At 44.0% G+C, this 25,635-nt stretch carries 25 protein-coding genes; 14 read left to right on the plus strand and 11 right to left on the minus strand.

Annotation, left to right across the window (positions count from 1 at the left end):
- Nucleotides 1-75 precede the first annotated feature (75 nt).
- Nucleotides 76-405 (minus strand): cell division protein ZapA, encoded by a 330-nt coding sequence (zapA, locus tag ABWP91_RS09100; RefSeq protein WP_047756767.1) that lies wholly within the window; start codon nucleotides 403-405, stop codon nucleotides 76-78.
- Between the two features lie 138 nt (nucleotides 406-543).
- On the opposite strand from zapA, the gene ABWP91_RS09105 reads away from it, so the two are divergent.
- From ABWP91_RS09105 to ubiI, 4 genes are all read left to right on the plus strand, one after another.
- Nucleotides 544-1,122, plus strand: a complete 579-nt coding sequence (locus ABWP91_RS09105; protein ID WP_353242995.1) for a YecA/YgfB family protein — start codon at nucleotides 544-546, stop codon at nucleotides 1,120-1,122.
- Between the two features lie 163 nt (nucleotides 1,123-1,285).
- A complete protein-coding gene (gene pepP, locus ABWP91_RS09110; RefSeq protein ID WP_353242996.1) occupies nucleotides 1,286-2,608 on the plus strand; it encodes a Xaa-Pro aminopeptidase in 1,323 nt (440 codons plus the stop codon).
- A 48-nt stretch (nucleotides 2,609-2,656) separates the two neighbouring features.
- Nucleotides 2,657-3,835, plus strand: coding sequence for a 2-octaprenyl-6-methoxyphenyl hydroxylase (gene ubiH / locus ABWP91_RS09115; RefSeq protein ID WP_353242997.1), 1,179 nt, complete (start codon nucleotides 2,657-2,659; stop codon nucleotides 3,833-3,835).
- A 24-nt stretch (nucleotides 3,836-3,859) separates the two neighbouring features.
- Nucleotides 3,860-5,089, plus strand: a complete 1,230-nt coding sequence (ubiI, locus tag ABWP91_RS09120; RefSeq protein ID WP_353242998.1) for an FAD-dependent 2-octaprenylphenol hydroxylase — start codon at nucleotides 3,860-3,862, stop codon at nucleotides 5,087-5,089.
- 306 nt (nucleotides 5,090-5,395) lie between these two features.
- Here ubiI and ABWP91_RS09125 read toward each other — a convergent pair whose 3' ends face one another.
- From ABWP91_RS09125 to tli1a (ABWP91_RS09150), 6 genes are all read right to left on the minus strand, one after another.
- Nucleotides 5,396-5,566 carry a hypothetical protein gene (locus ABWP91_RS09125; RefSeq protein ID WP_353242999.1) on the minus strand — a complete coding sequence of 57 codons (171 nt, stop codon included), beginning with the start codon at nucleotides 5,564-5,566 and terminating at the stop codon, nucleotides 5,396-5,398.
- A gap of 82 nt (nucleotides 5,567-5,648) precedes the next feature.
- Nucleotides 5,649-6,986, minus strand: coding sequence for a T6SS phospholipase effector Tle1-like catalytic domain-containing protein (locus ABWP91_RS09130; RefSeq protein WP_353243000.1), 1,338 nt, complete (start codon nucleotides 6,984-6,986; stop codon nucleotides 5,649-5,651).
- Between the two features lie 18 nt (nucleotides 6,987-7,004).
- Nucleotides 7,005-7,322, minus strand: a complete 318-nt coding sequence (locus tag ABWP91_RS09135) for a phospholipase effector Tle1 domain-containing protein (protein WP_353243001.1) — start codon at nucleotides 7,320-7,322, stop codon at nucleotides 7,005-7,007.
- A gap of 86 nt (nucleotides 7,323-7,408) precedes the next feature.
- Nucleotides 7,409-8,215 carry a T6SS phospholipase effector Tle1-like catalytic domain-containing protein gene (locus ABWP91_RS09140; RefSeq protein WP_353243002.1) on the minus strand — a complete coding sequence of 269 codons (807 nt, stop codon included), beginning with the start codon at nucleotides 8,213-8,215 and terminating at the stop codon, nucleotides 7,409-7,411.
- Complete coding sequence (tli1a, locus tag ABWP91_RS09145) at nucleotides 8,194-8,706, minus strand: Tli1a family immunity protein (RefSeq protein ID WP_353243003.1); 513 nt, start codon at nucleotides 8,704-8,706, stop codon at nucleotides 8,194-8,196. Before tli1a (ABWP91_RS09145) ends, ABWP91_RS09140 begins: the two co-directional genes overlap by 22 nt.
- Nucleotides 8,703-9,239, minus strand: a complete 537-nt coding sequence (gene tli1a, locus ABWP91_RS09150) for a Tli1a family immunity protein (RefSeq protein WP_353243004.1) — start codon at nucleotides 9,237-9,239, stop codon at nucleotides 8,703-8,705. The genes tli1a (ABWP91_RS09145) and tli1a (ABWP91_RS09150) overlap by 4 nt, the downstream gene beginning before the upstream one ends.
- A 928-nt stretch (nucleotides 9,240-10,167) precedes the next feature.
- On the opposite strand from tli1a (ABWP91_RS09150), the gene gcvT reads away from it, so the two are divergent.
- The 3 genes from gcvT (at nucleotide 10,168) to gcvP (ending at nucleotide 14,872) form a co-directional block, all read left to right on the plus strand.
- Nucleotides 10,168-11,262 carry a glycine cleavage system aminomethyltransferase GcvT gene (gene gcvT, locus ABWP91_RS09155; RefSeq protein ID WP_353243005.1) on the plus strand — a complete coding sequence of 365 codons (1,095 nt, stop codon included), beginning with the start codon at nucleotides 10,168-10,170 and terminating at the stop codon, nucleotides 11,260-11,262.
- A 43-nt stretch (nucleotides 11,263-11,305) separates the two neighbouring features.
- The gene (gcvH, locus tag ABWP91_RS09160) at nucleotides 11,306-11,698 is read left to right on the plus strand and encodes a glycine cleavage system protein GcvH (RefSeq protein WP_273827314.1); all 393 of its coding nucleotides are present in this window, start codon (nucleotides 11,306-11,308) and stop codon (nucleotides 11,696-11,698) included.
- Between the two features lie 297 nt (nucleotides 11,699-11,995).
- Nucleotides 11,996-14,872 carry an aminomethyl-transferring glycine dehydrogenase gene (gene gcvP, locus ABWP91_RS09165; RefSeq protein ID WP_353243006.1) on the plus strand — a complete coding sequence of 959 codons (2,877 nt, stop codon included), beginning with the start codon at nucleotides 11,996-11,998 and terminating at the stop codon, nucleotides 14,870-14,872.
- A gap of 93 nt (nucleotides 14,873-14,965) precedes the next feature.
- Here the strand turns inward: gcvP and ABWP91_RS09170 are convergent, their stop codons facing one another.
- From ABWP91_RS09170 to ygfZ, 3 genes are all read right to left on the minus strand, one after another.
- Entirely contained in the window at nucleotides 14,966-15,862 is an 897-nt protein-coding gene (locus ABWP91_RS09170) for a YncE family protein (RefSeq protein WP_353243007.1), read from the minus strand.
- A 190-nt stretch (nucleotides 15,863-16,052) separates the two neighbouring features.
- On the minus strand, nucleotides 16,053-16,673 hold the full coding sequence (locus ABWP91_RS09175) for an HD domain-containing protein (RefSeq protein ID WP_353243008.1): 621 nt from the start codon (nucleotides 16,671-16,673) through the stop codon (nucleotides 16,053-16,055).
- Between the two features lie 11 nt (nucleotides 16,674-16,684).
- Nucleotides 16,685-17,671: a tRNA-modifying protein YgfZ gene (gene ygfZ / locus ABWP91_RS09180; protein WP_353243009.1), complete on the minus strand. Its 987-nt coding sequence runs from the start codon at nucleotides 17,669-17,671 to the stop codon at nucleotides 16,685-16,687.
- Between the two features lie 249 nt (nucleotides 17,672-17,920).
- On the opposite strand from ygfZ, the gene sdhE reads away from it, so the two are divergent.
- Both sdhE and ABWP91_RS09190 read left to right on the plus strand, forming a co-directional pair.
- Entirely contained in the window at nucleotides 17,921-18,187 is a 267-nt protein-coding gene (gene sdhE, locus ABWP91_RS09185; protein ID WP_353243010.1) for an FAD assembly factor SdhE, read from the plus strand.
- Nucleotides 18,168-18,578, plus strand: coding sequence for a protein YgfX (locus ABWP91_RS09190; RefSeq protein WP_353243011.1), 411 nt, complete (start codon nucleotides 18,168-18,170; stop codon nucleotides 18,576-18,578). The genes sdhE and ABWP91_RS09190 overlap by 20 nt, the downstream gene beginning before the upstream one ends.
- Before the next feature lie 54 nt (nucleotides 18,579-18,632).
- On the opposite strand, the gene fldB is transcribed toward ABWP91_RS09190, so the two are convergent.
- Nucleotides 18,633-19,151 carry a flavodoxin FldB gene (fldB, locus tag ABWP91_RS09195; RefSeq protein ID WP_353243012.1) on the minus strand — a complete coding sequence of 173 codons (519 nt, stop codon included), beginning with the start codon at nucleotides 19,149-19,151 and terminating at the stop codon, nucleotides 18,633-18,635.
- A 117-nt stretch (nucleotides 19,152-19,268) separates the two neighbouring features.
- Between fldB and xerD the strand changes: the two genes are divergently transcribed.
- From xerD to lysS, 5 genes are all read left to right on the plus strand, one after another.
- On the plus strand, nucleotides 19,269-20,171 hold the full coding sequence (gene xerD / locus ABWP91_RS09200; protein ID WP_353243013.1) for a site-specific tyrosine recombinase XerD: 903 nt from the start codon (nucleotides 19,269-19,271) through the stop codon (nucleotides 20,169-20,171).
- 17 nt (nucleotides 20,172-20,188) lie between these two features.
- Nucleotides 20,189-20,893 (plus strand): bifunctional protein-disulfide isomerase/oxidoreductase DsbC, encoded by a 705-nt coding sequence (dsbC, locus tag ABWP91_RS09205; RefSeq protein WP_353243014.1) that lies wholly within the window; start codon nucleotides 20,189-20,191, stop codon nucleotides 20,891-20,893.
- Nucleotides 20,894-20,902: 9 nt separating this feature from the next.
- Nucleotides 20,903-22,636: a single-stranded-DNA-specific exonuclease RecJ gene (recJ, locus tag ABWP91_RS09210; RefSeq protein ID WP_353243015.1), complete on the plus strand. Its 1,734-nt coding sequence runs from the start codon at nucleotides 20,903-20,905 to the stop codon at nucleotides 22,634-22,636.
- Nucleotides 22,637-22,762: 126 nt separating this feature from the next.
- Nucleotides 22,763-23,864 (plus strand): peptide chain release factor 2 gene (prfB, locus tag ABWP91_RS09215; protein WP_353243016.1). Its coding sequence is split into 2 segments (ribosomal slippage): nucleotides 22,763-22,840 and nucleotides 22,842-23,864, totalling 1,101 coding nucleotides; the frame shifts between segments, so codons are not numbered across the junction.
- 7 nt (nucleotides 23,865-23,871) lie between these two features.
- On the plus strand, nucleotides 23,872-25,386 hold the full coding sequence (gene lysS, locus ABWP91_RS09220) for a lysine--tRNA ligase (RefSeq protein ID WP_353243017.1): 1,515 nt from the start codon (nucleotides 23,872-23,874) through the stop codon (nucleotides 25,384-25,386).
- The last annotated feature ends 249 nt before the right edge of the window (nucleotides 25,387-25,635 follow it).

The raw sequence follows: 25,635 nt of genomic DNA on the forward strand, positions 1-25,635 counted from the left end.
TGTACGAAACTAGATTTAAAATGCAACCCTAATTTTGTATATTTTTTTCTACTAGTGTCTGATTAATAAGCAGATTTACTCTAAGGGCAATACCTGCCTCTCAGTGATCTTCACCTGATCGTGCAACGCTTGTTCAATGGTATGTTGCAACATTTTTATCTTCTCTTCCATATTATAAGCATAATCACGCGTTTTTGTCTTTTCTTGTGCTAATTCGTGACAGACGTTCAATGCTACGATAAAAATAAGCTGTTCCATATTGGTAACACCGCTTTTATCTTTCAGATTTTGCAAGCGTTGTTCTAATTCTTTAGCCGACTCAAGAAGGGCCTCTTTTTGTTCTGATGGGCAATTAACGCGCATTGAACGCCCAAAAATCTGAATGTCGACAGGTTGTGCGGACATGAAACCTCCATACTGAATAATACTCGCCATAAATACATCATATTTGGCGCAATTAATAGATAAGACAAAAGCATACTGGTTAGCGACTACCCTTGATGGTAGCATATCACGAATCATAAGCTAACATGACGAATTCAGATGTCTATACAAAAATCTTTACCAAACTATGAATCACTGGACAAACTGCTGCAACAGCACTCAATAGCACTTACTGCCGCGGAAATCCATGGTTTAATAACGGGGTTAATCTGTGGCGGAAGTCGTGACCATGGCTGGCAAACACTTGTTCATGATCTTGCAAACGATGGCCTTGCATTCCCACAAACGGTCGCTCAACCTCTGCGCGAGCTGTTCGATACCACATTTGAAGCACTCGATGACAGCGAATTTGCATTTACCATGCTGTTCCCTGATGAAGAGGCGTCGATATTTGACCACGCAGACGCATTAGCGGGCTGGGTTAATCACTTTTTATTAGGCGTGGGTGTCGCACAACCGAAATTAGCTGATAAAAAAGAAATCAGCGAAGTCATTACGGATCTGCGTAATATCGGGATGCTTGGTTACGATGAAGATGAAGACCAAGAAGAGCTCGAACAAGCACTGGAAGAAGTGGTGGAGTACGTGAGAGTAGCTGTGCAGTTATGTTATATCGCGTTAATTGAGCCGAAAAAAGGCCCAACAGCTGTTGAAAATAACAAGCCAGTCCTTCACTAATCCCGACTTGTTTGTCATTAAATCCTGCCACTTTGTTTTATCGAAAGGTAGAACGAAGCGGCTTTAAGTCGATTTTAATCAGTGTTAAGTCATTATCGTCGCGCATATTGGCAGCAACAATATGTTAGCAACCTAATAATCCAGATAATAAGGCAAAAACGGTATGAATAAACAGGAGTTTGTTGCTCGTCGCAATGCATTATTGGCAAAAATGGACGCAGGGAGTGCCGCAATTATTTTTTCTGCACCACCTGTGCAGCGTAATGCCGATTGTGAATACCCGTATCGTCAACACAGTGATTTTCTGTATTTGACAGGGTTTAGTGAGCCAGAAGCAGTATTAGTATTGATTAAAAGCGATGAAAAACATAGCCATACCGTTCTTTTTAACCGCGTTCGTGATTTAACGGCTGAAATTTGGTTTGGCCGCCGCCTTGGTCAGGAAGCTGCACCTGAAAAACTGGGTATCGATAAAGCATTACCTTTCGATGAAATTGAAGAGCAACTTTACCAATTACTGAATGGATTGGATGTGGTTTATCATGCACAGGGTGAATTTGCTTACGCAGATAAGCTGGTGTTTGATGCGTTAGAAACCTTGCGTAAAGGTAGCCGCCGTAATTTACGTGCGCCGCAAACGGTTATCGATTGGCGCCCAATTGTCCATGAAATGCGCTTATTTAAATCTGAAGCCGAACTGAACACAATGCGTGAGGCGGGGCGTATTTCTGCCTTGGCACATATTCGCGCAATGGAAACTTGCCGCCCAAATATGTATGAATACCAACTCTGTGGTGAGTTAGAACACGAATTTACTCGTCATGGAGCGCGCTTCCCATCTTATAATTCGATTGTTGGTAGCGGCGAAAATGCCTGCATTTTGCATTACACCGAAAATGAATGCCAAATGAAAGATGGTGAGTTAGTGCTGATTGACGCTGGTGCCGAGTTTGACGGCTATGCAGGGGATATTACCCGTACGTTCCCCGTTAATGGTAAGTTTAGTCAGGCACAACGTGAAATTTATGACATTGTTCTCAAAGCATTAGACACCGCATTAACGTTATATCGCCCAGGCACCAGTATCCATGAAGTCACGCGTGAAATCGTGCGGATTAAAACCGAAGGGTTGGTTGCGCTCGGAATTTTACATGGCGATGTCGATCAATTGATCGAAAACAAAGCATATCAAGCTTTCTTTATGCATGGTTTAAGTCATTGGCTAGGGTTAGATGTGCACGATGTGGGGTTCTATGGTACAGACCGTGACCGTACATTAGAAGTGGGCATGGTGCTGACGGTTGAACCTGGTTTATATATTGCGCCAGATGCTGATGTACCGCCACAATACCGTGGCATCGGTGTTCGTATTGAAGATGATATTGTGATCACTGAAAACGGGAATGAAAACTTAACGGACTTAGTGGTCAAAGACCCTAATGAAATTGAAGCCCTAATGGCGGCTGCAAAACAGCGTTTGGGGTAGCGGTTATTAACGGTAAAAGGTTAATCATAAAAAGGTAAAAAACAACCCATGAATGTGATCATCGTGGGTGGAGGAATGGCTGGTGCGACATTGGCACTGGCGATTTCTTCACTTAGCCAAGGAAAATTATCGGTTTCATTAATCGAGGCCTCTTTGCCAGAAGGTAAACACCCCGGATTCGACGCACGTGCCATCGCATTAGCCCATGGTACATGCCAATATTTAGCGAAAATAGGGGTATGGCCTGCGTTTGCTGATTGCGTAACGCCGATTACTCACGTTCATGTGTCTGACCGCGGTCATGCGGGTTTTGTGAATATCAATGCAAAAGACTATCATATTCCTGCACTTGGCAATGTGATTGAGCTGCATGAAGCCGGTGCTCGCCTCTTTTCATTATTACGAAAAGCACCGGGGGTAACGCTACATTGCCCTGCAAAGGTTGAACATATCCACCGCGAACAAGATTCTGTCACCGTGACATTAGATACGGGGGAAACGGTGAGTGGGGCGCTAATCATTGCCGCCGATGGTAGTCGTTCTTTAGTGGGGCAAGCCTGTAATATGCAGTGGCAGCAGGATGATTATGGCCAAGTGGCGATTATTGCTAATGTGAAAACGGCCATTGACCCGCAAGGCCAAGCTTTCGAACGTTTTACCGAGTTTGGGCCACTGGCGTTATTACCCATGTCAGAAGGCCGTAGTTCGCTCGTTTGGTGCCATCACCAAGAACATGCGAATGCGATTAGTGCATGGGATGATGCAACCTTTATCAACAAGTTACAAACCGCATTTGGTTGGCGCTTAGGGAAAATAGACATGGCGGGCAAACGCCATTGTTACCCGCTGGCGCTGCGCAAAGCCCTGAATCCAGTGAGCCACCGTGTCGTTTTAGTCGGAAATGCCGCTCAAACGTTACACCCCATCGCGGGGCAAGGGTTTAACCTTGGTATCCGTGATGTGATGCAACTGGCACAAATTCTGGTTAAGGCTCATGAAAATCAGCAAGATATTGGCAGTTATTCCCTATTAAGCCAGTATCAACAAGCGCGTGCAATTGACCGAGAAAAAACCGTGACCATGACTGACGGCTTGGTTCGTGTATTTGCAAATCGCTGTATCCCATTAATTGTGGGAAGAAATTTAGGTTTAATGGCAATGGAGATGTTGCCGCCTGTCCGTGATGTTTTGGCTCGTCAAACATTGGGTTGGGTTGTTCACCAATAACCACGAAATAAAGAGGAAAAAAGTATGCAATCGTTTGATGTGGTTATCGCTGGTGGTGGCATGGTGGGGCTTGCCCTTGCATGTGGCCTTGAAGGAAGCGGCCTGCGCGTTGCTGTGGTGGAAAATCACCCACCGAAAAAGACATTTTCTGCGTCGGAGCCTTATGCATTACGGGTATCCGCGATTAATGCGGCAAGTGAAAAACTGTTAACCCATTTAGGTGTTTGGTCAACGATTAAAGGCATGAGAGCCGCTGCCTATAACGGTATGGAAGTGTGGGACAATAACAGTTTTGGCCGTATCACATTTTCAGCGCAAGAGCGCAATCTTACCCATTTAGGCCATATTGTTGAAAATAATGTGGTTCGTGATGCATTGTGGCAAAAAGCGTCAGAGCTACGTGATGTGACATTATTGGCACCTGCCACCATCAAAAAGGTGGTGTGGGGGGAGAACGATGTGTTTATCACGTTAGATGATGAAAGTATGCTGACCGCAAGGCTAATTGTTGGCGCAGATGGCGCGAATTCGTGGTTACGCAGCCATGCCGATATCCCTCTGACGTTTTGGGATTATGAACATACCGCGCTGGTGGCAACCATTCGCACAGAAAAACCCCATGAGGGTGTTGCGCGTCAATCCTTTGATGGCGAAGGTATTCTAGCCTTTTTGCCATTGGCTGACCCGCATCTTTGCTCCATCGTTTGGTCACAACCGGCAACAGAAGCCGCAAGGCGCCAAGCGTTGGATAAAGCCGATTTTGATAAAGAACTTGCTGTCGCGTTCGATGTCCAGCTTGGCCTTTGCCAAGTCGAAAGTGACCGTATAACCATTCCGCTCACAGGGCGTTATGCACGGCAGTTTGCGGCGCAGCGATTAGCATTACTCGGTGATGCTGCTCATACCATCCATCCATTGGCTGGGCAAGGCGTTAACCTTGGGTTTATGGATGTGGCGATGTTAATGGGTGAAATTAAGCGCTTGCATCGTGAAGGTAAGGACTTTGGTCAGTATTTTTATTTGCGTGACTATGAGCGTAGCCGTAAACACAGTGCTGCATTGATGTTAGCGGGGATGCAAGGTTTCCGTGAGTTGTTCGATGGCAATAATCCCGCGAAAAAACTTTTGCGTGATATCGGTTTAGTATTGGCAGATAGCCTACCGGGTGTAAAACCTCAACTATTGAACCACGCGATGGGGCTGTTTGATATGCCTAAGTGGCTGGAAAAAATATCCGTTGAAGAGTCGGTGTAAGCTGTTAAATCGGCGTCAGGTATTCTCATAAATATAGGGCGGCGTAGGGTGTTATGCTGAGGCATTATTCCTAAACTTGCCCTTAAACAGCTCATTCTGCGAAAATCCGCCATCTTGTATAGATGGTGGATTTTTTACATTTTGCACCTCTGGGGCATTTGTGCACATTAAAGGTTTTCAACACAGCGAAAGCCAGCCCCAAATTCATGATCAGGAATGTGACCACCACGAGTGATGGTCAGCGTGCCATCAACACTACCAAGATAACCACGGATCACTTTTTTTCCGGTAATAGCTGGGTTCAAGTCAGGTATCGGGAACCGATCCTAGAATCAGAGGCTTAGTGCCAAAGAGTTGAGTTTGGATTAAGGAATGAGGCGCTTCGCCATCTTCTAAAAATGCGACCATACGCGCTTCATTAGTTCGCCAATCCCTTTTTTCTCCTAAGTCCATCGACAGGTACTGCATAATAGTCACAGGGCTTCGGCGATTTCGGGGGCTCGCATCGTGTAACTCCTTAAATTCTTTATCTTTGCAATCAATAACAAGAGTACCGAGGCTATTTTGCGTTGGCGATGATGTGCAGCTGTTCGATAATGTTTCGGTGAGCCTCTTCTTGGCGTTTTTGTATGATTTCGCGGATAAGCTCGATGACGCGATTGCTCGCCGGTGGAAAATGGCTTTCATCGAAAGGCACTTCTTGATTGGTGAGTTGGTTATATAACCGCAGCCCATAAGTCGGAAGATAATAGAAGGCGAGTGCTGCGCTGGGTGCCACCGGAACACCCCTTATTTTCTCTCGCGGAATAAGCTTTAAGGATTTATTCCAATGATCGCCAAAGTAAATCATGCGGGATAAAAAATAGCTGGAAAAAGGCTCTCGGATCCCACTTTCCGAGTGCATAAACCAAGCACGGGAGTCATGAATATCGTCATCAAACAGTGAAATGACCTTGGCCAGTTCAGGGGTATTTGTTACGCCGTAAAGCTGTGGCGAGATAACATCGGCAAAGAGTTTTTGGCTGACATCGCGAAGTCGTTCATATTCTTCGTGCTCATGTTGATTGGTGAGCAGAAAGGCGGTTTCTTCCAGCTTATCATCCACTAATTTTAAGAGATAAGATTGCCCAGAAACGGAAATGGGGAAGCTGAGCTCAGGTAGCCGCTCACATGCCTCCATTGACCCAAGGTAGGGGTGTTCATCCCGTACGCAGTCTTCTTTTGTCCGCCGAGACGAGGTATCAATTAAAGGGGCTGGGCGTGGTGCGCCATTATAATCAGCGGCAAATTCGAGCGCGGCTTCCCACAACTGCCCTCGGGCATTGGTGGCGTCAAAGGTCGGCGTGCCCACATTGGTCGCAACCCAATTTTTCAAATCTGGCTGCATCGCTTTTTCTGTTTCTCGTTTTTTCGCGATGGCTTGAATTTTTTGCTCGGTTTCGTGGTATTCCTCAATAAGTGTCTCAACGGCTTGGGGACCATAGTTGGGTTCAAACGGTTGTGCAGTGATTTTCGCGTGCTGCGGCGCTTTTTGGAAAAAAGGCTGCTGCGCGAGGTGAATAGACGAATGGGGGTGGGAGGCATAACGGCCAATACGCCAAGCGGTTATTAGGGTTAACTGTGCCTCAATCACGCTTTCAATATCGGCGGTGGCAAAGCGTTGCGCCACAAACGCTTGTTTCGCTTGGTGAGGGGGCGTGTTGGTTGTTTCTGGTAACGTATGGGCTCGCCAGGCATTGAATTTGTCGACAAGATGCGGGGAAAAAGAAAACTCTTCGGATGAATCCTGATCCATTTTCCTAAAAAAGTAAGCTTCTTGCCACCTTTGTGATAACAACAAGAAGCTCTCTGGTGCAATCGCCAATGGTGCGCCAGCATCAATGGCAGCGGCACACATATCATGCAGGGTGATTTGTTAGAGTAACTCATTTGCACTGTCTCGGGATTTTCCTTGGTCGCCAACGGGGTAAGCTCCGCCCACATCGGAGTGCATGCCGGGGTAAATCACTTCATAGGTATTGGGGGGGTAAATGCCCTCGGGGGTACGAACCGAATCTAAACAAAAGGATTGGCGCTGCTCGTGGGCGGCCGCTAAGTGATAACAACATTTGATTAAGTCAGATTTAGGTAACTGCTGGGTACCACCTGCCCAGCCATTATGCCCCGTCATCATTGGCACGACATTGGCAATCCCCACGGCTGCTACCGTATCAAAAAGCCCTAAAAACTCCACCGAAACGGGCAGGCCATATAATTGCCCTTTGCTATACAGGGGGCTAGATCGCGTAGGCGAATAGTAGATATTATCTAAGAGCCTATTTAACCAGTAGACAAACGTGCGAGCCTCGGCAGCCCCACGGGAAAACCATAAACATACAGCTTTAGTGCCACTAATTTTGGCACGTGGCTTAATAATTTATCCTTAATGGGTTGCAGGAGCTCCAAAATGCCATTAAGCGGGTTGTAACGGTTAAATAGCGAGAGACTCGGGTCATAGGTGCCAGAAGGATTGTCGCTGTCTGATGAACGGGTGCTGATATTGTCTAAGACACGGCGCCGCTCTGCGATGGGTATCTCGTTTTTTGTTATTTCGTGATGTAATGCATTGCAGACATTCATTAGCGCCCAACTGACGCGGGCCTCCCCCCCTGTGGCAAAGGTTAACCCACTACCATAATACTCATTGGTGTGAATTTCAGGAAAAGGCGTACCGACACCGGGCAAATAATAAGCATAAAAGCCTCTACTAATTGCTTCCTTTACATCAGGAGCACTAGCATGGTATAGCTTCGCTACATTTGAGGGGTGCTTTTCGGCGGTATCATTTTTGTCATTATTATTGGTGCCATCAAAAAACAGGCTAATATGCACGGTTTTGCAGCATGGGTTGCGGTTTTTGCTGGGGAAGCCGAGGCGGTGTTCTCGCTCTTTGTCCTCAATTTTACCTATATTCGCTTCCAGTGCGCGTATTGACAGGGGAAGGCGCCCTTGTTCTGGGAATTGCGGTGGTGCCCAACAAGGGTCACCCTGGGTGACCTGCTGTTTAGCAATCGAGCTCTTAATACCATTAATTAAGACATTTAGCTTAAGGTGGTTTATGGGTGTTAGCGGGTTGAGGTTGGGCATTCTGCAGGCTCCTCCATATAACTTGGTTCTTGAATTGGATAATCTGGGTGTGTAATGGCCAAACAAGACAAGGTAATTTTCACCTCTTGGCAGGGCAGAAAATGCACTTTGGCATCACAGGCCTCATCATATTGTGGGATGGGCACCACTTTGCTGTAATGGCGGTAATTGGCCTTATGTTTTACCATATAAGCTTCAAATTTTGGGTCGCCAACACCGGGTGAATCAGTGGGATAAGCATTGGGGTCGACTTCCCATTCCACTAACACGGTTTGGTCTGGTGACCATTTTTCGGGCACCATAATGCAGCAGGATGCGGTTGCCCCGCGGCCGCGGGCACCGTTCACTTTATACCAGTTCACATAAGTGCCTTTAACATGGTTAAACCCCCACGTATTGGCGGGCAACATGTTTGTTTTTTTATCGGGGAAACCCCCTGTTAGGCTAAACAGGGCGATAATCAGTATGCCGGGGGTTAAGTATTTTTTCATTGTGGCCTCACAGAAGTACTAGCGGCACCTGCATTGGGGCATTCTGCAGGCTCCTCTTGGTCTAAAGGTTCTTGAATTGGGTAGTCAGGAAGCCAAGGGGCCAAACAGGACAAGGTGATTTTCACCTCTTGGCAGGGTAGAAAATGCACTTTGACATCACAGGCTTCGTCATATTGTGGGATGGGCACCACTTTGCTGTAATGGCGGTAATTGGCCTTATGTTTTACCATATAAGCTTCAAATTTTGGGTCGCCAACACCGGGTGAATCAGTGGGATAAGCATTGGGGTCGACTTCCCATTCCACTAACACGGTTTGGTCTGGTGACCATTTTTCGGGCACCATAATGCAGCAGGATGCGGTTGCCCCGCGGCCGCGGGCACCGTTCACTTTATACCAGTTCACATAAGTGCCTTTAACATGGTTAAACCCCCACGTATTGGCGGGCAACATGTTTGTTTTTTTATCGGGGAAACCCCCTGTTAGGCTAAACAGGGCGATAATCAGTATGCCGGGGGTTAAGTATTTTTTCATTGTGGCCTCACAGAAGTATTAGCGGCACCTGCATTGGGGCATTCTGCAGGCTCCTCCATATAACTTGGTTCTTGAATTGGGTACTCGCATGTTTTGGCTCCATTTATTCAGTTGTCGTTAAGTACGCTACCGCCCATCACCACTCGCTTAGGTGCATTAGCATTTGTTTTCTGCGTCTTCTACGTATATCGATTGGGGAGAATATAAATCAGTTTATTTAATCAGTCATGATATGCGAATAATATGTGGTTATTTATTTTTAGCAGGATTTTGTTATCGGAATTACATTATATATCAATATGTTAAGTGATCATTTTGAAGTGTTAATGGCAGTTTGTGGATAAGGGATATAAAGTGTAACACAACGTTTCAGTGCGTTTTTTTAGGGTAATAGATAAATAAAATTACTTATATTTTATGCTAAGAATCGTTATCAGCCTATTCGTGATGATGTTGTGAAAAAGCGACAACGATAGACAAAACAGGGTGTAGCTTTAGCGTGAATTTACGTTGGCAAAAGAGAGTAGAAAGGTAGTGATTTTATGGGGATCTATGCCTGAAAAAAACTAATCATATCAACTTTTCGCATTAGTTTTTCTAATTTAATGGTCTTTTGGTTAATTTAATCACCCACGTGTTTCGAGGCTGAATTGGTGATATTTTGAGCTGAATAAGCAGTGGTAGGCTGTTTTTGAGTGATCATTCTCAATTATTTAACAAAATTCACTGGTAAAAGTAGGGGCTAATCAGTAATACAGTGGGTATGTCGCCCTATTTTTTTTTATAGGATCAGAAGACAAACAGTGGTAGGTTTTTTAACAGAAGTTATCGTTTGCGTCAGGTTAAAAATACCCATTTAATGATTGCCAATTGGTATTTTTAACCCGTAAACATTCCAAAATATCTTAATCGAACAAAGAGGGTATTCATGGTAAAGCAGACAACACTGTATGACGAGCATATTGCTTGTGGTGCAAAAATGGTGGATTTTCATGGTTGGATGATGCCATTGCATTATGGTTCGCAAATTAATGAGCATAATATTGTTCGAACGGATGCAGGGATGTTTGATGTTTCCCACATGACCATTGTCGATTTGCATGGCAGTGGCTGCCGTGACTTTCTACGTTACCTTCTCGCGAATGATATCAATAAACTGACTGAGCAAGGCAAAGCACTGTATACCGGTATGTTAAATGCGTCAGGTGGCGTGATTGATGACCTGATTGTGTATTACTTTGCTGATGATTTTTACCGCCTCGTCGTTAACTCGGCGACACGGGACAAAGACCTTGCATGGATTGAGCAACATGCCTCAGGTTATGCGGTTGAGATTCAAGTTCGTGATGATTTAGCCCTTCTTGCCGTTCAAGGCCCTAAAGCACCAGAAAAAGTCCATTCATTATTGACCCCAGAGCAAAATCAAGCCATTGATGGCATGAAGCCGTTTTATGGTGTTCAAACAGGTGATTTATTTATCGCCACAACAGGGTATACCGGCGAAAAAGGCTATGAAATTGCAATGCCAAAAGAGCAGGTGGTTGATTTTTGGCATAAATTATTGAAAGCTGGCGTCCATCCTGCAGGGCTAGGTGCTCGTGATACATTGCGTTTAGAAGCAGGGATGAACCTATACGGCCAAGATATGGATGAAAGCATTTCTCCCCTTGCAGCCAATATGGGTTGGACTATTGCATGGAAACCTGAAGACCGCCAGTTTATCGGCCGTGAAGCCCTCGAAAAGTTACGTGAGCAAGGAACTGAAAAACTTGTCGGTATTGTGATGCGTGATAAAGGTATACTGCGTGCAGGGCAAGTGGTTCGCTTTACGGATGATCTGGGTGAATTGAAAGAAGGCGTTATTACCAGTGGTTCTTTCTCACCCACTTTAGGTTTCAGTATTGCGTTAGCACGTGTCCCGAACGGAATTCAAGACAAAGCGATTGTTGAAATTCGACAGCGAGAAATGCCAGTTGAAGTGGTTAAACCGGGCTTTGTCCGCGAAGGTAACTGCTTAGTGTAATTTGGGCTAACCCAATAAATAAATTTAAAATGAGAGGCTAATGATGAGCAATACACCTAAAGAGTTAATGTATACCCGTGAACATGAGTGGCTACGTGATGAAGGCAATGGTGAATATACCGTTGGTATCACAGAACATGCGCAAGAAACGTTAGGGGACATGGTGTTTGTGGATTTACCTGAAGTAGGCAATGTTGTCAGTGCAGGTGATGATGTAGCAGTGGTTGAATCTGTAAAAGCCGCGTCTGATATCTATGCACCACTGAGCGGCGAAATTGTGGCAGTGAACAGCGAGCTAAGCGATTCGCCAGAGCTGGTGAACGAACAGCCGTATCAAGAAGGTTGGATTTTCCGCATTAAAGCATCGGATACCGCAGAGTTGGCGGATTTGATTGATGCGGCGGGGTATAATTCTATGATTGAAGCTGAAGAATAGTTTATTCGTCATATTTTGTGTTGTGGCGGTGTTGGCTGCACTCGACAACTTGGGTCACATACTGGTGTATGCTCCCCTCGATTGTCTCGTTTGCCGCCTAGCCACAACGCAAACTATATAGAATAAACACTTTTTTAGAGTGTTAAAAAGACAATTAGTTAGAAACAAGAAACAAGAAACAAGAAACAAGAAACAAGAAACAAATCGCTACATCACTGATTTTGAGTGTTATCTCGCAAGTTCCGTAATAACCGCCCGACAACTTATGCATAGCAGACAAAGGATGGGAACACAGATATGTCGATGTCACTGAGTCAATTAGAAAACCGTTCAGAATTTATCTCACGCCACATTGGTTCTTCAGAACAACAAATAAAAACCATGTTAGATACCGTGGGGGCGTCATCGCTCGATAACCTAATGGGTAAAATTGTGCCGAAGGCCATTTTACTTCCAGAGCCGCCAAGAGTAGGTGGCGGAGCTACCGAACAAGAAGCATTGGCGGAATTAAAAGCCATTGCATCGTTGAATAAACGCTACAAAAGTTACATTGGGATGGGCTATGCACCTGCCGTATTGCCCCCGGTTATCTTACGTAACTTACTGGAAAATCCGGGCTGGTACACGGCTTATACGCCTTATCAACCTGAAGTCTCTCAAGGACGTTTAGAATCTCTGCTCAATTTCCAACAGCTTACCATTGACCTGACTGGGTTAGACCTTGCCTCTGCATCATTACTGGATGAAGCCACGGCTGCGGCAGAAGCGATGGCGATGGCGAAACGCATTAGCAAATTAAAAAATGCAGAACGCTTCTTTGTGGCGGATGATGTTCACCCGCAAACCCTTGATGTGGTGCGCACACGTGCAGGGACTTTCGGTTTTGAAATTATTGTCGACAGTGCTGACAAAGTTTTAGAACATGAGGGCGTATTTGGCGTGTTATTACAACAAGTTGGCACAACAGGTAATGTCCATGATTATACTGAGCTGCTTGCTCAATTAAAAGAGCGCCAAATTGTCAGCTGCGTTGCGGCAGAAATGATGGCGCTTGTGCTATTAACTGCACCGGGCAAACAAGGGGCGGACATTGTTTTCGGTTCCGCGCAACGTTTTGGTGTACCGATGGGCTATGGCGGTCCACATGCAGCATTTTTTGCTTGTCGCGATGAGTTTAAACGTGCCATGCCGGGACGTATCATTGGTGTTTCCCGTGATGCGGCGGGCAACACTGCGCTACGTATGGCAATGCAAACTCGTGAGCAACATATTCGCCGTGAAAAAGCGAACTCCAATATTTGTACTTCCCAAGTCTTACTGGCAAATATTGCCGCTATGTACGCGGTATACCATGGCCCTGAAGGGCTTAAATTGATTGCAGGGCGTATCCAGCGCTTTACGTCAATTTTGGCGAAAGCATTAGCGGATGCGGGTTTCGCATCTCGCCATAAAACTTGGTTTGATACCTTAGCGATTGAAGTGGCCGATAAAACCGCAGTGTTAGCGCGTGCAGAAAAAGCAAAAATCAATTTACGAACCGATATTCATGGTGCTGTAGGTCTTACGTTGAGTGAAACAACTACTCGCCAAGACATCAATGAATTATTCGCAGTAATCACTGGTTTTGATGACAAATTAAATTTTGAAAAACTAGACCAGCAAGTGGTTGAAAATGAACAAGCCATCCCTGCAGCATTACAGCGTAAAGACGAAATCTTAGCGCATCCTAATTTCCACCGTTACCACAGCGAAACGGAAATGATGCGTTATATGCACAGTTTAGAACGCAAAGATTTAGCGTTGAACCAAGCGATGATCCCACTCGGTTCTTGCACGATGAAGCTCAATGCCGCTGCGGAAATGATCCCGATTACGTGGCCAGAATTTGGGGAATTACACCCATTCTGCCCTGCGGATCAAGCGCAAGGTTATCATCAAATGATTGAGCAGCTTTCCCATTGGTTGGTGCAATTAACCGGTTACGATGCAGTTTGCATGCAGCCAAACTCGGGTGCTCAAGGGGAATATGCTGGTCTGTTAGCGATTCGCCGTTACCATGAAAGCCGCAATGAAGGCGCGCGTAATATTTGTTTGATCCCAGCTTCGGCACACGGGACTAACCCAGCCTCTGCCCATATGGCGGGAATGGAAGTGGTGGTAGTGCGTTGTGATGATGAAGGTAATATCGATTTAACAGATTTACGTGAAAAAGCGCAGCAGCACAGCAACGATTTATCCTGTGTGATGGTCACTTATCCATCAACGCATGGGGTGTACGAAGAAAGCATACGTGAAGTGTGTGAAATTATTCACCAACATGGTGGGCAAGTATACCTTGATGGTGCCAATATGAATGCGCAGGTTGGGTTGACAACGCCGGGCTTTATTGGCGCGGATGTTTCTCACCTTAATTTACATAAAACGTTCTGTATCCCACACGGTGGCGGTGGGCCAGGTATGGGGCCTATCGGTGTGAAAAAGCATCTCGCACCTTTTGTGCCGGGACATTCCGTAGTCGAATTAGATATGGTTACTGACCAAGGTGCAGTTTCCGCGGCACCGTTTGGTAGTGCGTCAATCTTACCGATTAGCTGGATGTATATTCGCATGATGGGCTCATATGGCTTAAGAAAGGCAAGCCAAGTGGCAATTTTGAATGCGAACTATATTGCTAAGCGCCTTGCGGGTCGTTATGACATTCTGTACACAGGGCAAGAAGGCTATGTAGCGCATGAATGTATCGTCGACTTACGTCCTATCAAGAAAGATAATGGGATCAGCGAATTAGATATTGCTAAGCGTTTGATTGACTATGGCTTCCATGCGCCAACGATGTCTTTCCCAGTCGCGGGAACATTGATGATTGAACCGACTGAGTCTGAAAGTATCACAGAAATCAATCGTTTCATTGATGCGATGTTAGCGATACGTGATGAAATTGACCAAGTGGTTGAAGGGAAATGGACATTAGAGGATAACCCACTGGTGAATTCCCCTCATGTGCAAACTGAACTGGCGAGTGACTGGCCACACGCTTATAGCCGAGAGCTAGCTGTATTCCCAACGGAACAAACCAAAGCGAATAAATATTGGCCAGCGGTAAAACGCCTTGATGATGTCTATGGCGACCGTCATTTACATTGCTCATGTGTGCCGATTGAAGAGTATATGTAATAGTTCGAATTGGTAAACTAGATATATTTAGTTGGATTAGTATTAGGCTTGCTTCCTTTTTCATTGGGGCAAGCCTTTTTACTTTTCTATCGTTTAACCAGAATATTGGTCAATACCTGTATAGCCGTTACCTTGGTAAAGCTTTTTAACCTCACCCGTTGTTATATTCGCTTGATATACGCCGCCAAGGAGATCGGCGACATACATCAGTTGTGCCGATTTATCGTAAGTTAGACCTATTGTTTCCTTGAATCCTCGGCTGATCACGCGGTGATCCGTGAGCCCATGAAGGGTCACGTTGGCACAGTTTAGGCTATTACCATCAGGTTCAGCACCTCTATCCGTCCAATATAAAATATTCGCTTCTTCATCGAGTAATAAATCGATAGGCTCAGGTAAATTAGCCAAGAGTAACTGAATGTCACTTCGGTTTTCTGGGGATTGCGGATTTTTTGGTCTTAATGGTGCTCTAAAAATACGGCCTAAATTTCCCTTAGGCATTCCTTTTTGCGACCAGTAAATCCAATTATTTTTTAGATCAATGGCAATGCCTACACATTGTTCAAGTATATCAACTTGATCATTTTTATCTCGCGGCCTTGCAATGTGGGTCATTAGATTGGAACCATCAATGCTACAGGAGGAAACCATACCACCTTCACGATCGCACCAATACAATCGTTGATTGAGCCGATCGAGTTGTAATTGTTTGGGGGTTCTTATTGCCCCTTTGCCTAATAGCATTTTTCTATTGCTGCCATCAAAGTGCATAACATTGATTGAGCCATCATTTTCATCAAAACTATCCCCCATATTGCTCCAATAGATTAAGCGATTATCAGGATCAACGGCGATACCGTCAGGTGTACCGCCGAGACCTTCAATGAGTGGCATTAGGTGATGAGTTAATTTATTGAACTGAACAATAGAAGGGGAATGAATATCAAGCAATAACAAATAAGGGTACGCATTTTTATTGTCTTTTGACATATCTAACCTCATTGACAGCGAATCAAAACTACATAAAAGATAAATTACTAGGTAATTATTTATCTAAGTATAGTTTAATTTGATTTAATAAATGGCTGTTAACTAGGTTAGTTTTATTTAAGGGGAGGTAAGTGAAGAGATGCTTTCTGGATTAGGCTAAAGCGACAGGAAAGCCGCTTTAGCCAATGAGTTAAAGCAGCCAGCCTTTTTGTTGGGCAAGCTCTAACTGGTGCTTAAGTTGTTGGTAAAACTCAGGAAGAATTTGCTCAATGTAATCACACTTGCTGAGCACCTGCTCAAGGCGGATATGGTTTTCGACCCAGCTTTGCCCTTGATTATGTAAATTCATCAGCATTGGCATTGCTCTATCAATCGCATTTGCATAGAGCGACTCAGGGGTTTCTAATGCATCATATTCATTCCACAGCGCCAACAGTGTTGCGTTTTGTGGGCTTGGCAGGAGGTTAAAAATACGGTTTGCGGCTTTCACTTCTTCTGCATGAATAGCATCACGCGCGGCATTATCGAAAACCAGTACATCACCCGCATCAATTTCAACAATATCGTGAACGAGAGCCAGTTTAATCGCATGTTCGATATTCACGCCTTGAACATAAGGTGCAAAACTCATTGCTGCAACGGCAAATTGCCAGCTGTGTTCCGCCGTATTTTCGTGGCGTTCACGGTTGAGCAACTTATTTTTACGATAAACACTTTTTAGTTTATCCAGCTCCATTAAAAATTGGACGACTTCAGTAAAAGCCCCAAAATTAACCACCTCAGCGGGCTTGTTACTTAATGCTGATGACATAAAAACCCCAATTAATGTTCTTCTTCTAATGAATAAGGTAAAGCTGCAATGGTTAAATGGCTTTGTTCATCGGCCATAACGCGGAAAACACTGTCGGCTTCCATATCGTTATTCATAATGATTTGCACATAGATTTCGCCATTACCTAGGCGAACAGCGGCAAGCACGGTACCTGTGCGGCGCCATTTATCACCCAGTTGCCATTCCACGCCTTCGCCAATGGTGGGAAGTGTTGTGGCAGTACCTTTTAATAAATACATCGCACGTTTATTGGCACCACGGAATTTTGCTCGAGCCACCATTTCTTGGCCGGTATAACAGCCTTTTTTAAAGCTGATCCCGTGAGGAAGCGCTTGCAGATTTGTAGCTTGCGGTAAGTGCTGCGCACTATTTTCTTGGTCAATAACAGCAAAACCCGCTTCAAGCTCTAGCGCAAGCCATTGGTCATCACCGACTTGAACAGCACCTAATGTGTCAGACATTTTTTGTGCTATTTCTTCCGTGGCTATCACTAAGAAGCGTTCTGCAGGGAGTGAAAAGTGTAACAACGCAGAATCCCCCTCAGAGACAACTTGGTTTTGCTCATCAGGTAACGTGGTAAACAACGTTGCAAGTGCTTCTCTTGCCCCTTTTCCTGCGACACCCAGCAATTTCAGCTCAGGTTTTTTCTCAAACTTAATTTTAGAAAAAACTGCGTATTTTTTAAGCTCAGCTAATTGTGGATCCGCAACGCTGCGCCTAAGCAAATAAGAATAGCCATCTAAGTGATGGAATAAGCGCAAGTCGCTCCACATTTTGCCTTTGGGGTCACAGTGTGCCGTTAATGTATGTGCTTGTGCCAGCGTCGCGATATCTGCTGTCACCTGCCCTTGCAGGTATTTTTCTGCGTCGAGGCCAGTAAGATGAATGAGTTCCCAGTTTTCCAGTGAAATCAAAACGAGTGGCAAAGACTGAGATTCAAGGGGAAATTGCTGTGTACTATCAATGTGGGTAGTCATGATTTCACCTGTTGTTCTTTGATAGATAAAGGTGCTTAATGGTAAAATAGCTAGATAACATTGCAAGTAGTTATTATGATACTGCTTGCATTATCTCGGATTTTTTTATCATCTGTTTGTAGAAAAACGGCATTTTACTACTAAAATTACAACAATGTAGTCTATGACATGTTTTCTTCGCAGATAATCTGTTAGAGTATTGAAAATAATCAATCTTATCAGTTAACTGCAACAAAAGGTCGTAGTGGAATGGATATTGAGAATAAAGCACGAATTCATTGGGCTTGTCGTCGTGGAATGCGTGAGCTAGATATTTCAATCATGCCTTTTTTTGAGTATGAGTACGATGGCTTAACGGTACAAGACAAACAAATTTTTGTTCGTTTATTAGAGTGCGCGGATCCAGACTTATTCAATTGGTTAATGAATCATGGTCGTCCAGAGGATGACGAGCTGTTCCGTATGGTTAAACTCATTCAGGAAAAAAATAAAAATCGTGGTCCTGTGGAAATCTAATCTCGCCATTTCATGGAAGACACAATTTTTTTCTACCTGTGTTCATGGCGCAGTCGGCATATTTTTGCTGCTTGCACCATGGTCACAAGGTAACTCCGTGTTTTGGCTACCTCTACTCGTTGTGGTGGTGGCAAGTTGGGCTAAAAGCCAAAAAAATATCAGCAAAATAAAAGGTGTTGCTGTGCTGGTTAATGGTAATAAGGTTCAATGGAAGAAAAACGAATGGAATATCGTGAAAGCGCCATGGCTGAGTCGTTATGGGGTATTACTGACACTAGAAGCCTTGCAGGGAAAGGCGCAAAAAATTCATTTGTGGGTTGCGAGGGATTCAGTTTCAGAAGAAAACTGGCGGAATCTCAATCAACTCTTGCTCCAATATCCTGATATCTAGCATTAGCGCTACAAAGCGCCAATGAGGAACAATGTTTACCGCCAGAATAGTGTCTTAAAGAGATGATTCGATTTCTTGCAAAATTTGTATGCACCACTGGGCAATACGCTCATCAGTTTGTTCAAACTGATGGACCTCATCGAGTGCAAGCCCGACGAACATGTCTCCTGCTTCATTTAAGGGTTTTGGACTATCAAAAGTGTAACCTTCAGTTGGCCAGAAACCGATAAACTGTACGCCAGTGGGTTTAAGTTGATGGTAAAGCAGCCCAAGTGCATCAAGGAACCATTCACTATAATCTATTTGATCGCCTAGCCCATACATAGCAACAATTTTGCCAGTTAAGTTAAGGTTGGGAAGCGCATCCCAAATTTCTAGCCAGTCTTCCTGTATTTCACCGAAATCCCACGTAGGTATTCCCAAAATCAGAATATCATACTGTTCCATTTCACTGGGTGGGGTATCGTTAACATTATGCAGTGTGACAAAATCATCACCGAGAATATCACGTATTTTTTCAGCAACCATTTCGGTATAACAGGTGCTAGAACCGTAAAAAAGACCTATTTTCATATATATTATTACTATGTCCAGCTATGGTTTTGATGACAAGAGGGGTATTGTAACAGATGGACCCCCTTTCAGGCATAATAGAATCGTGTGGTATTATTCAAAGGAAACGAATTAGCTGTGGAAACAAAACACCTTAATCCATTAATTGAGCAATTTCTTGATACGATTTGGCTTGAGCAAGATTTAGCGGAAAATACGCTAGCCTCATATCGTAATGACCTTCAGTCGCTAGATAAGTGGCTTGATGCGCATCATTTGCATTTAGAAAGTGTTCAATCAATTGATTTACAATCTTTTCTCGCTGAACGTATAGATAGCGGTTATAAAGCGGCAAGTTCAGCACGTTTATTGAGTGCGATGCGCCGTTTGTTCCAATACTTATATCGAGAGAAACGGCGGGCGGATGACCCTTCAGCCGTCATCGCAGCCCCTAAAATACCGCAGCGATTACCAAAAGACCTCAGCGAACAGCAAGTCAACGATTTATTAAATGCGCCTGCAACGGAAGACTCCCTCGAATTGAGGGATAAAGCCATGTTAGAGGTTTTATACGCTTGTGGTTTACGTGTTTCCGAACTGATCGGATTAACGTTTTCTGACATCAGTTTGCGCCAAGGTGTTATTCGGGTTGTCGGGAAAGGCGATAAAGAAAGATTGATTCCCTTAGGGGAAGAGGCAATATACTGGCTGGAAAAATACATTGACGAAGGTCGCCCAGATTTATTAAATGGCAAAACCAGTGATATTTTATTTCCAAGTAAACGTGGAACAAAAATGACCCGGCAAACATTTTGGCATCGAATAAAATACTACGCGGTGCTGGCACAAATTGATGCTGAAATGCTCTCTCCGCATGTCCTTAGACATGCCTTTGCTACGCATTTATTGAACCATGGGGCAGATTTACGTGTCGTACAGATGCTGCTAGGCCACAGCGATTTATCAACAACGCAAATTTATACTCATGTTGCGACGGAACGGTTACGCGCGCTACATGAACAACATCATCCAAGAGGATGACAATTAAAGGATTATTAATGAAACGCAAATTGCTATTACTGGCGGTGGCTTGTTTTGCTGCGATTACCGCAAACGCATACAGTGCAACGGAAGAGAAAGTCATTCGCGATACATTGGCAAAATACGATATGACTGTGGAGTCAATTAAACCCTCACCTATCGTTGGGTTGAATGTGGTCGAAACGACAACGGGCGTTGTCTACATCACGGACGATGGTAAGTATTTACTTCAAGGGCCAATTTACGATATGAGTGGAAAAAGCCCCGTGAATATTAGTAACCAGCCGCTAATGAAAAAGGTTGAAGCGCTTAAAGATGAAATGATTTATTTCAAAGCACCACAAGAAAAATACGTGGTTACTGTCTTCACCGATATTAGTTGCGGGTATTGTAAAAAGCTCCATGAAACTGTCGGCGAACTTAATAGTAAAGGTGTGACGGTGCGTTACCTAGCTTATCCTCGTCAAGGTGCCCAAAGTGATGTAGGTAAAAAAATGGCGTCTATATGGTGTAATGGCTTACCACAAAATGCGTTAACACAAGCGTTTAAAGGTGAAGAAGTCGCTATGATTGATAACTGTAAAATTGATTTAAGCAAGCACATGAATGTAGGTAATTTATTCAAAGTGACAGGCACTCCTGCAATTATTTTACCTAATGGTCAAATGCTACCTGGTTTCCTAAAACCTGATGCCCTTATTCAATTACTCGACGAAAAATAGTTAATTATTGTGAATGTAGAAACTTTTTTACGACAACGGCAAGTTGAAGGCGAGTCAGCAAAACTTCCAGGGATCCCTGAATTATTGCAGCGAATTTACCTGCATCGTGGTATTACGGATATGGCTCAGCTAGAGCGCAAAGCCACAAACTTGCTGGATTACCGTACCCTATCAGGTATTGAAAATGCACTTGTCTTGCTTTACCGCGCACTAACGGAGCACGAATCCATTACTATTGTCGGGGATTTTGATGCGGATGGCGCAACAAGCACTGCACTGGCAATTCGAGCGTTAAAAGCGATGGGTTATGTTAATTTAAATTATATCGTCCCCAATCGTTTTGAAAATGGTTATGGGTTGACGCCGCTGGTGGTTGAAGAGGCTCATAAACGAGGGGCAAATTTAATTATCACGGTGGATAATGGCATTTCATCTCATGAGGGCGTGGCCGTTGCGAAGCAGTATGGCATTAATGTCATTATTACCGACCACCATTTGCCAGGTGAGACATTACCTGAAGCTGCTGCAATCATTAACCCAAATCTCAATGAGTGCCATTTTGGCTCAAAATCATTAGCGGGTGTCGGGGTGACATTTTATTTAATGTCAGCACTGCGCGCGCATTTACGCCAAAACGCGTGGTTTACCCAACAAGGGTTAAATGAACCTAATTTAGCGGAATACCTTGATTTAGTTGCATTAGGAACGGTGGCGGATGTCGTGCCGCTTGATAGCAATAATCGAATTTTGGTTCATCAAGGCTTAAACCGCGTTAGAGCAGGGCGTTGCTGTGCAGGCATTAAGGCTCTCGTCGAGGTGTCAAAGCGTGATTTACCAAGGCTTGTTGCCAATGATTTTGGTTTCGCGCTTGGCCCACGGTTAAATGCAGCGGGGCGGTTGGATGATATGTCAGTGAGTATTGAATTATTACTTACTGATGATATGGCTTATGCGAGGGAGCTTGCTAACGAGTTAGACGGGTTAAATCAAACTCGCCGTGATATTGAGCAGGGGATGCAGCAAGAGGCGTCGGTTCTCTTTAACAAGCTTGAGTACAACGATAATCAATTGCCAAATGGCCTCGCAATTTATCATCCAGAATGGCACCAAGGAGTTGTTGGGATTTTAGCATCGCGGATCAAAGAGCAATTTCATCGTCCTGTTATCGCCTTTGCACCTGCAGGAGATGGTGTGCTGAAAGGTTCTGGACGCTCAGTCCAAGGGGTACACATGCGTGATGCACTTGAACGTTTAAACACCCTACAACCCGGTTTGATGCAAAAATTTGGTGGCCATGCAATGGCGGCGGGGTTGACCTTAGACGAAAATAAATTTGCAGATTTTAAGCACCATTTTGAGCTTTTAATGGGCGAACTCATTAAGCCTGAGCAACTGGCGGGTGTTGTTTGGAGTGATGGAGAGCTTTCACGTAATGAATTTTGCTTAGAAACCGCAGAACTAATTCGTGAAGGTGGCCCATGGGGGCAAGCCTTCCCTGAACCCGTATTTGATGGGCACTTTCAGCTCTTACAGCAACGTTTAGTGGGAGAACGCCATCTTAAATTGATGTTGGAGCCAGTGACTGGTGGTCCGATGCTCGATGCGATTATGTTTAATATTGATGTGCGCAGATGGCCAGATAACAGCATTAAGAAAGCTAAAATAGCGTTTAAACTCGATGTAAATGAATATCGTGGGCAACGAAGTGTACAATTGATGGTTGAACATATTTGGCCTGATTAAACACAAATATTATCGATAAGTATGGGATGAAATAGCGTTTTAGGGTGCTATAAACCTGAGATAAATTCCGTTATACTAAACGGTTTGTAAATAAAAATTATTTTGACCAACCATAAGATATTGAAAATGACGTTTGAAATAAACCCAGTAAAAAGTAAGATTCAGGACCTGTCTGATCGGACATCGGTTCTGAGGGGGTATCTTTGACTATGATGCCAAGAAAGAACGCTTAGAAGAAGTCAATGCAGAGCTTGAGCAACCTGATGTCTGGAATGAACCAGAAAGAGCGCAAGCACTTGGTAAAGAACGCTCATCACTTGAAGCGATAGTTGAAACAATCGATCAGCTCTCGCAAGGTATTGAAGATGTTGAAGGTTTATTAGAGTTGGCGGTTGAAGCTGACGATGAAGACACTTTCAATGAAGCGGGTGCTGAGCTTGAACAACTGCAAGGCAAATTAGAGCAACTGGAATTTCGCCGTATGTTTTCAGGTGAATATGACAGCGCTGATTGCTATATTGACTTACAAGCGGGTTCTGGTGGTACTGAAGCTCAAGATTGGGCGAGTATGTTGTTACGTATGTACTTGCGTTGGGCGGAGTCAAAGGGCTTTAAAACCGAGATTATTGAAGAATCTGATGGTGATGTCGCGGGTCTAAAATCAGCGACAGTGAAAATTATCGGTGACTATGCTTATGGCTGGTTAAGAACGGAAACAGGGGTTCACCGTTTAGTTCGTAAGAGTCCATTTGACTCTGGCGGGCGTCGTCATACTTCGTTTAGTTCAGCCTTTATTTACCCAGAAGTTGATGACGATATTGATATCGAAATTAACCCTGCGGATTTACGTATTGATGTGTACCGCGCTTCAGGTGCAGGTGGTCAGCACGTAAACAAAACGGAATCAGCGGTACGTATCACCCATATTCCAACGAATATTGTGACACAGTGCCAGAACGACCGTTCGCAGCATAAAAATAAAGACCAAGCGATGCGCCAGTTAAAAGCGAAGCTATACGAACTGGAAGTGCAAAAGAAAAATGCAGACAAGCAAGCGATGGAAGAGAACAAATCAGATATTGGTTGGGGAAGCCAGATTCGTTCTTATGTCCTTGATGATGCAAGAATAAAAGATTTACGTACTGGTGTGGAAACGCGTAATACGCAAGCCGTACTGGATGGTGATTTGGATAAATTCATTGAAGCTAGTTTAAAAGCTGGCCTGTGAGGGAAAAATGTCTCAAGAGCAACAGGGTGCAGAACAAGCTCCCGATTTGAATAACGAACTGAAAACCCGTAAAGAAAAACTCGCGGCGTTGCGTGAAAAAGGAATTCCATTCCCAAATGATTTTCGTCGTGAAGATCTTTCAGACAAAATTCATGCTCAGTATGGTGAAAAAACATCGGAAGAGCTGGAAGACTTAAATATTGAAGTCTCTATTGCGGGTCGTATGATGACTCGTCGTATCATGGGGAAAGCCTCATTTGCAACATTGCAAGATGTCGGCGGACGTATTCAAATATACGTATCTCGTGATGATTTAGCGGAAGGCGTTTATAACGAACAGTTCAAAAAATGGGACTTAGGTGACATTTTAGGTGCGAAAGGGCGTTTATTCAAAACGAAAACGGGCGAACTGACGGTTCATTGCCATGAGGTTCGTTTGTTAACTAAAGCTCTGCGTCCATTGCCAGACAAATTTCACGGTTTATCAGACCAAGAAACACGCTATCGCCAGCGTTATTTAGATTTAATTGCAAATGATGAATCACGTAACACGTTCATAGTGCGCTCTAAAATTATGGCAGAAGTGCGTAATTTCATGGTTAGTCGTCATTTTATGGAAGTTGAAACTCCAATGATGCAGGTCATTCCTGGTGGTGCATCAGCGCGTCCATTTATTACGCACCATAATGCGTTAGATATCGATATGTATTTACGTATCGCACCAGAATTGTACTTAAAACGATTAGTGGTTGGTGGCTTCGAACGCGTTTTCGAAATTAACCGTAACTTCCGTAATGAAGGTTTATCACCTCGCCATAACCCTGAGTTCACCATGATGGAACTCTATATGGCGTATGCAGATTACCGCGACTTGATTGAATTAACGGAAGATTTATTCCGTACACTGACACAAAAAGTGTTAGGTAATACAGTCGTTCAGTATGGTGAGCAACAGTTTGATTTTGGTCAGCCATTCACTAAATTGACCATGAAGCAGGCTATCTGTAAATATCGCCCAGAAACCAACGTGGCGGACTTAGACGATATGGATAAAGCTGTTTATATTGCAAAATCATTAGGTATTAAGATTGAGAAAAGCTGGGGCTTAGGCCGTGTTCAGTGTGAAATCTTCGAAGAAGTCGCTGAAAGCCACTTAATTCAACCAACATTTATCACTGAATACCCTGCTGAAGTCTCACCTTTAGCGCGCCGTAATGATGACAATCCATTTATCACTGACCGCTTTGAGTTCTTTATTGGTGGTCGCGAAATTGGTAATGGCTTCTCAGAATTAAATGATGCAGAAGACCAAGCCGAACGCTTTGCTGAACAAGTTCGTCAAAAAGACGAAGGTGATGATGAAGCAATGTTCTATGACGAAGACTATGTGACAGCTTTAGAGCATGGTTTACCGCCAACAGCGGGTCTTGGTATTGGTATCGACCGTATGGTGATGTTATTCACTAACAGTCATACTATTCGTGACGTTATTTTATTCCCTGCATTACGTCCGACAAAATAACCCATGTTATTTTTGTGCCCAGATAATACTGGGCACATTATTTCACTCTTAATATGTTCAAAAATTCCTTCCATTTTATTCTACACATCTTGAGAGTCTTCAAACCCCTCAATCTAATATCAAAATAATATGTACCAACTTATTTTTTCTTTGGCATTCGCTAATTAGTAAAAAGTGGTCTATATAATACTGTTGAAAATAAATTTGAGTTACGAATGGTATCAATTTAGTATAAGTAATTATGCCAAA

The organism is Providencia sp., assembly GCF_040396775.1.
Classification (GTDB): Bacteria; Pseudomonadota; Gammaproteobacteria; order Enterobacterales; family Enterobacteriaceae; genus Providencia.

Coding starts and splice junctions, on each gene's coding strand:
- zapA (WP_047756767.1), bottom strand. CDS start 405: ATGTCCGCACAACCTGTCGACATTCAGATTTTTGGGCGTTCAATGCGC.
- ABWP91_RS09105 (WP_353242995.1), top strand. CDS start 544: ATGTCTATACAAAAATCTTTACCAAACTATGAATCACTGGACAAACTG.
- pepP (WP_353242996.1), top strand. CDS start 1,286: ATGAATAAACAGGAGTTTGTTGCTCGTCGCAATGCATTATTGGCAAAA.
- ubiH (WP_353242997.1), top strand. CDS start 2,657: ATGAATGTGATCATCGTGGGTGGAGGAATGGCTGGTGCGACATTGGCA.
- ubiI (WP_353242998.1), top strand. CDS start 3,860: ATGCAATCGTTTGATGTGGTTATCGCTGGTGGTGGCATGGTGGGGCTT.
- ABWP91_RS09130 (WP_353243000.1), bottom strand. CDS start 6,986: ATGTGTGCCGCTGCCATTGATGCTGGCGCACCATTGGCGATTGCACCA.
- ABWP91_RS09140 (WP_353243002.1), bottom strand. CDS start 8,215: ATGCCCAACCTCAACCCGCTAACACCCATAAACCACCTTAAGCTAAAT.
- tli1a (WP_353243003.1), bottom strand. CDS start 8,706: ATGAAAAAATACTTAACCCCCGGCATACTGATTATCGCCCTGTTTAGC.
- tli1a (WP_353243004.1), bottom strand. CDS start 9,239: ATGAAAAAATACTTAACCCCCGGCATACTGATTATCGCCCTGTTTAGC.
- gcvT (WP_353243005.1), top strand. CDS start 10,168: ATGGTAAAGCAGACAACACTGTATGACGAGCATATTGCTTGTGGTGCA.
- gcvH (WP_273827314.1), top strand. CDS start 11,306: ATGAGCAATACACCTAAAGAGTTAATGTATACCCGTGAACATGAGTGG.
- gcvP (WP_353243006.1), top strand. CDS start 11,996: ATGTCGATGTCACTGAGTCAATTAGAAAACCGTTCAGAATTTATCTCA.
- ABWP91_RS09170 (WP_353243007.1), bottom strand. CDS start 15,862: ATGTCAAAAGACAATAAAAATGCGTACCCTTATTTGTTATTGCTTGAT.
- ABWP91_RS09175 (WP_353243008.1), bottom strand. CDS start 16,673: ATGTCATCAGCATTAAGTAACAAGCCCGCTGAGGTGGTTAATTTTGGG.
- ygfZ (WP_353243009.1), bottom strand. CDS start 17,671: ATGACTACCCACATTGATAGTACACAGCAATTTCCCCTTGAATCTCAG.
- sdhE (WP_353243010.1), top strand. CDS start 17,921: ATGGATATTGAGAATAAAGCACGAATTCATTGGGCTTGTCGTCGTGGA.
- fldB (WP_353243012.1), bottom strand. CDS start 19,151: ATGAAAATAGGTCTTTTTTACGGTTCTAGCACCTGTTATACCGAAATG.
- dsbC (WP_353243014.1), top strand. CDS start 20,189: ATGAAACGCAAATTGCTATTACTGGCGGTGGCTTGTTTTGCTGCGATT.
- lysS (WP_353243017.1), top strand. CDS start 23,872: ATGTCTCAAGAGCAACAGGGTGCAGAACAAGCTCCCGATTTGAATAAC.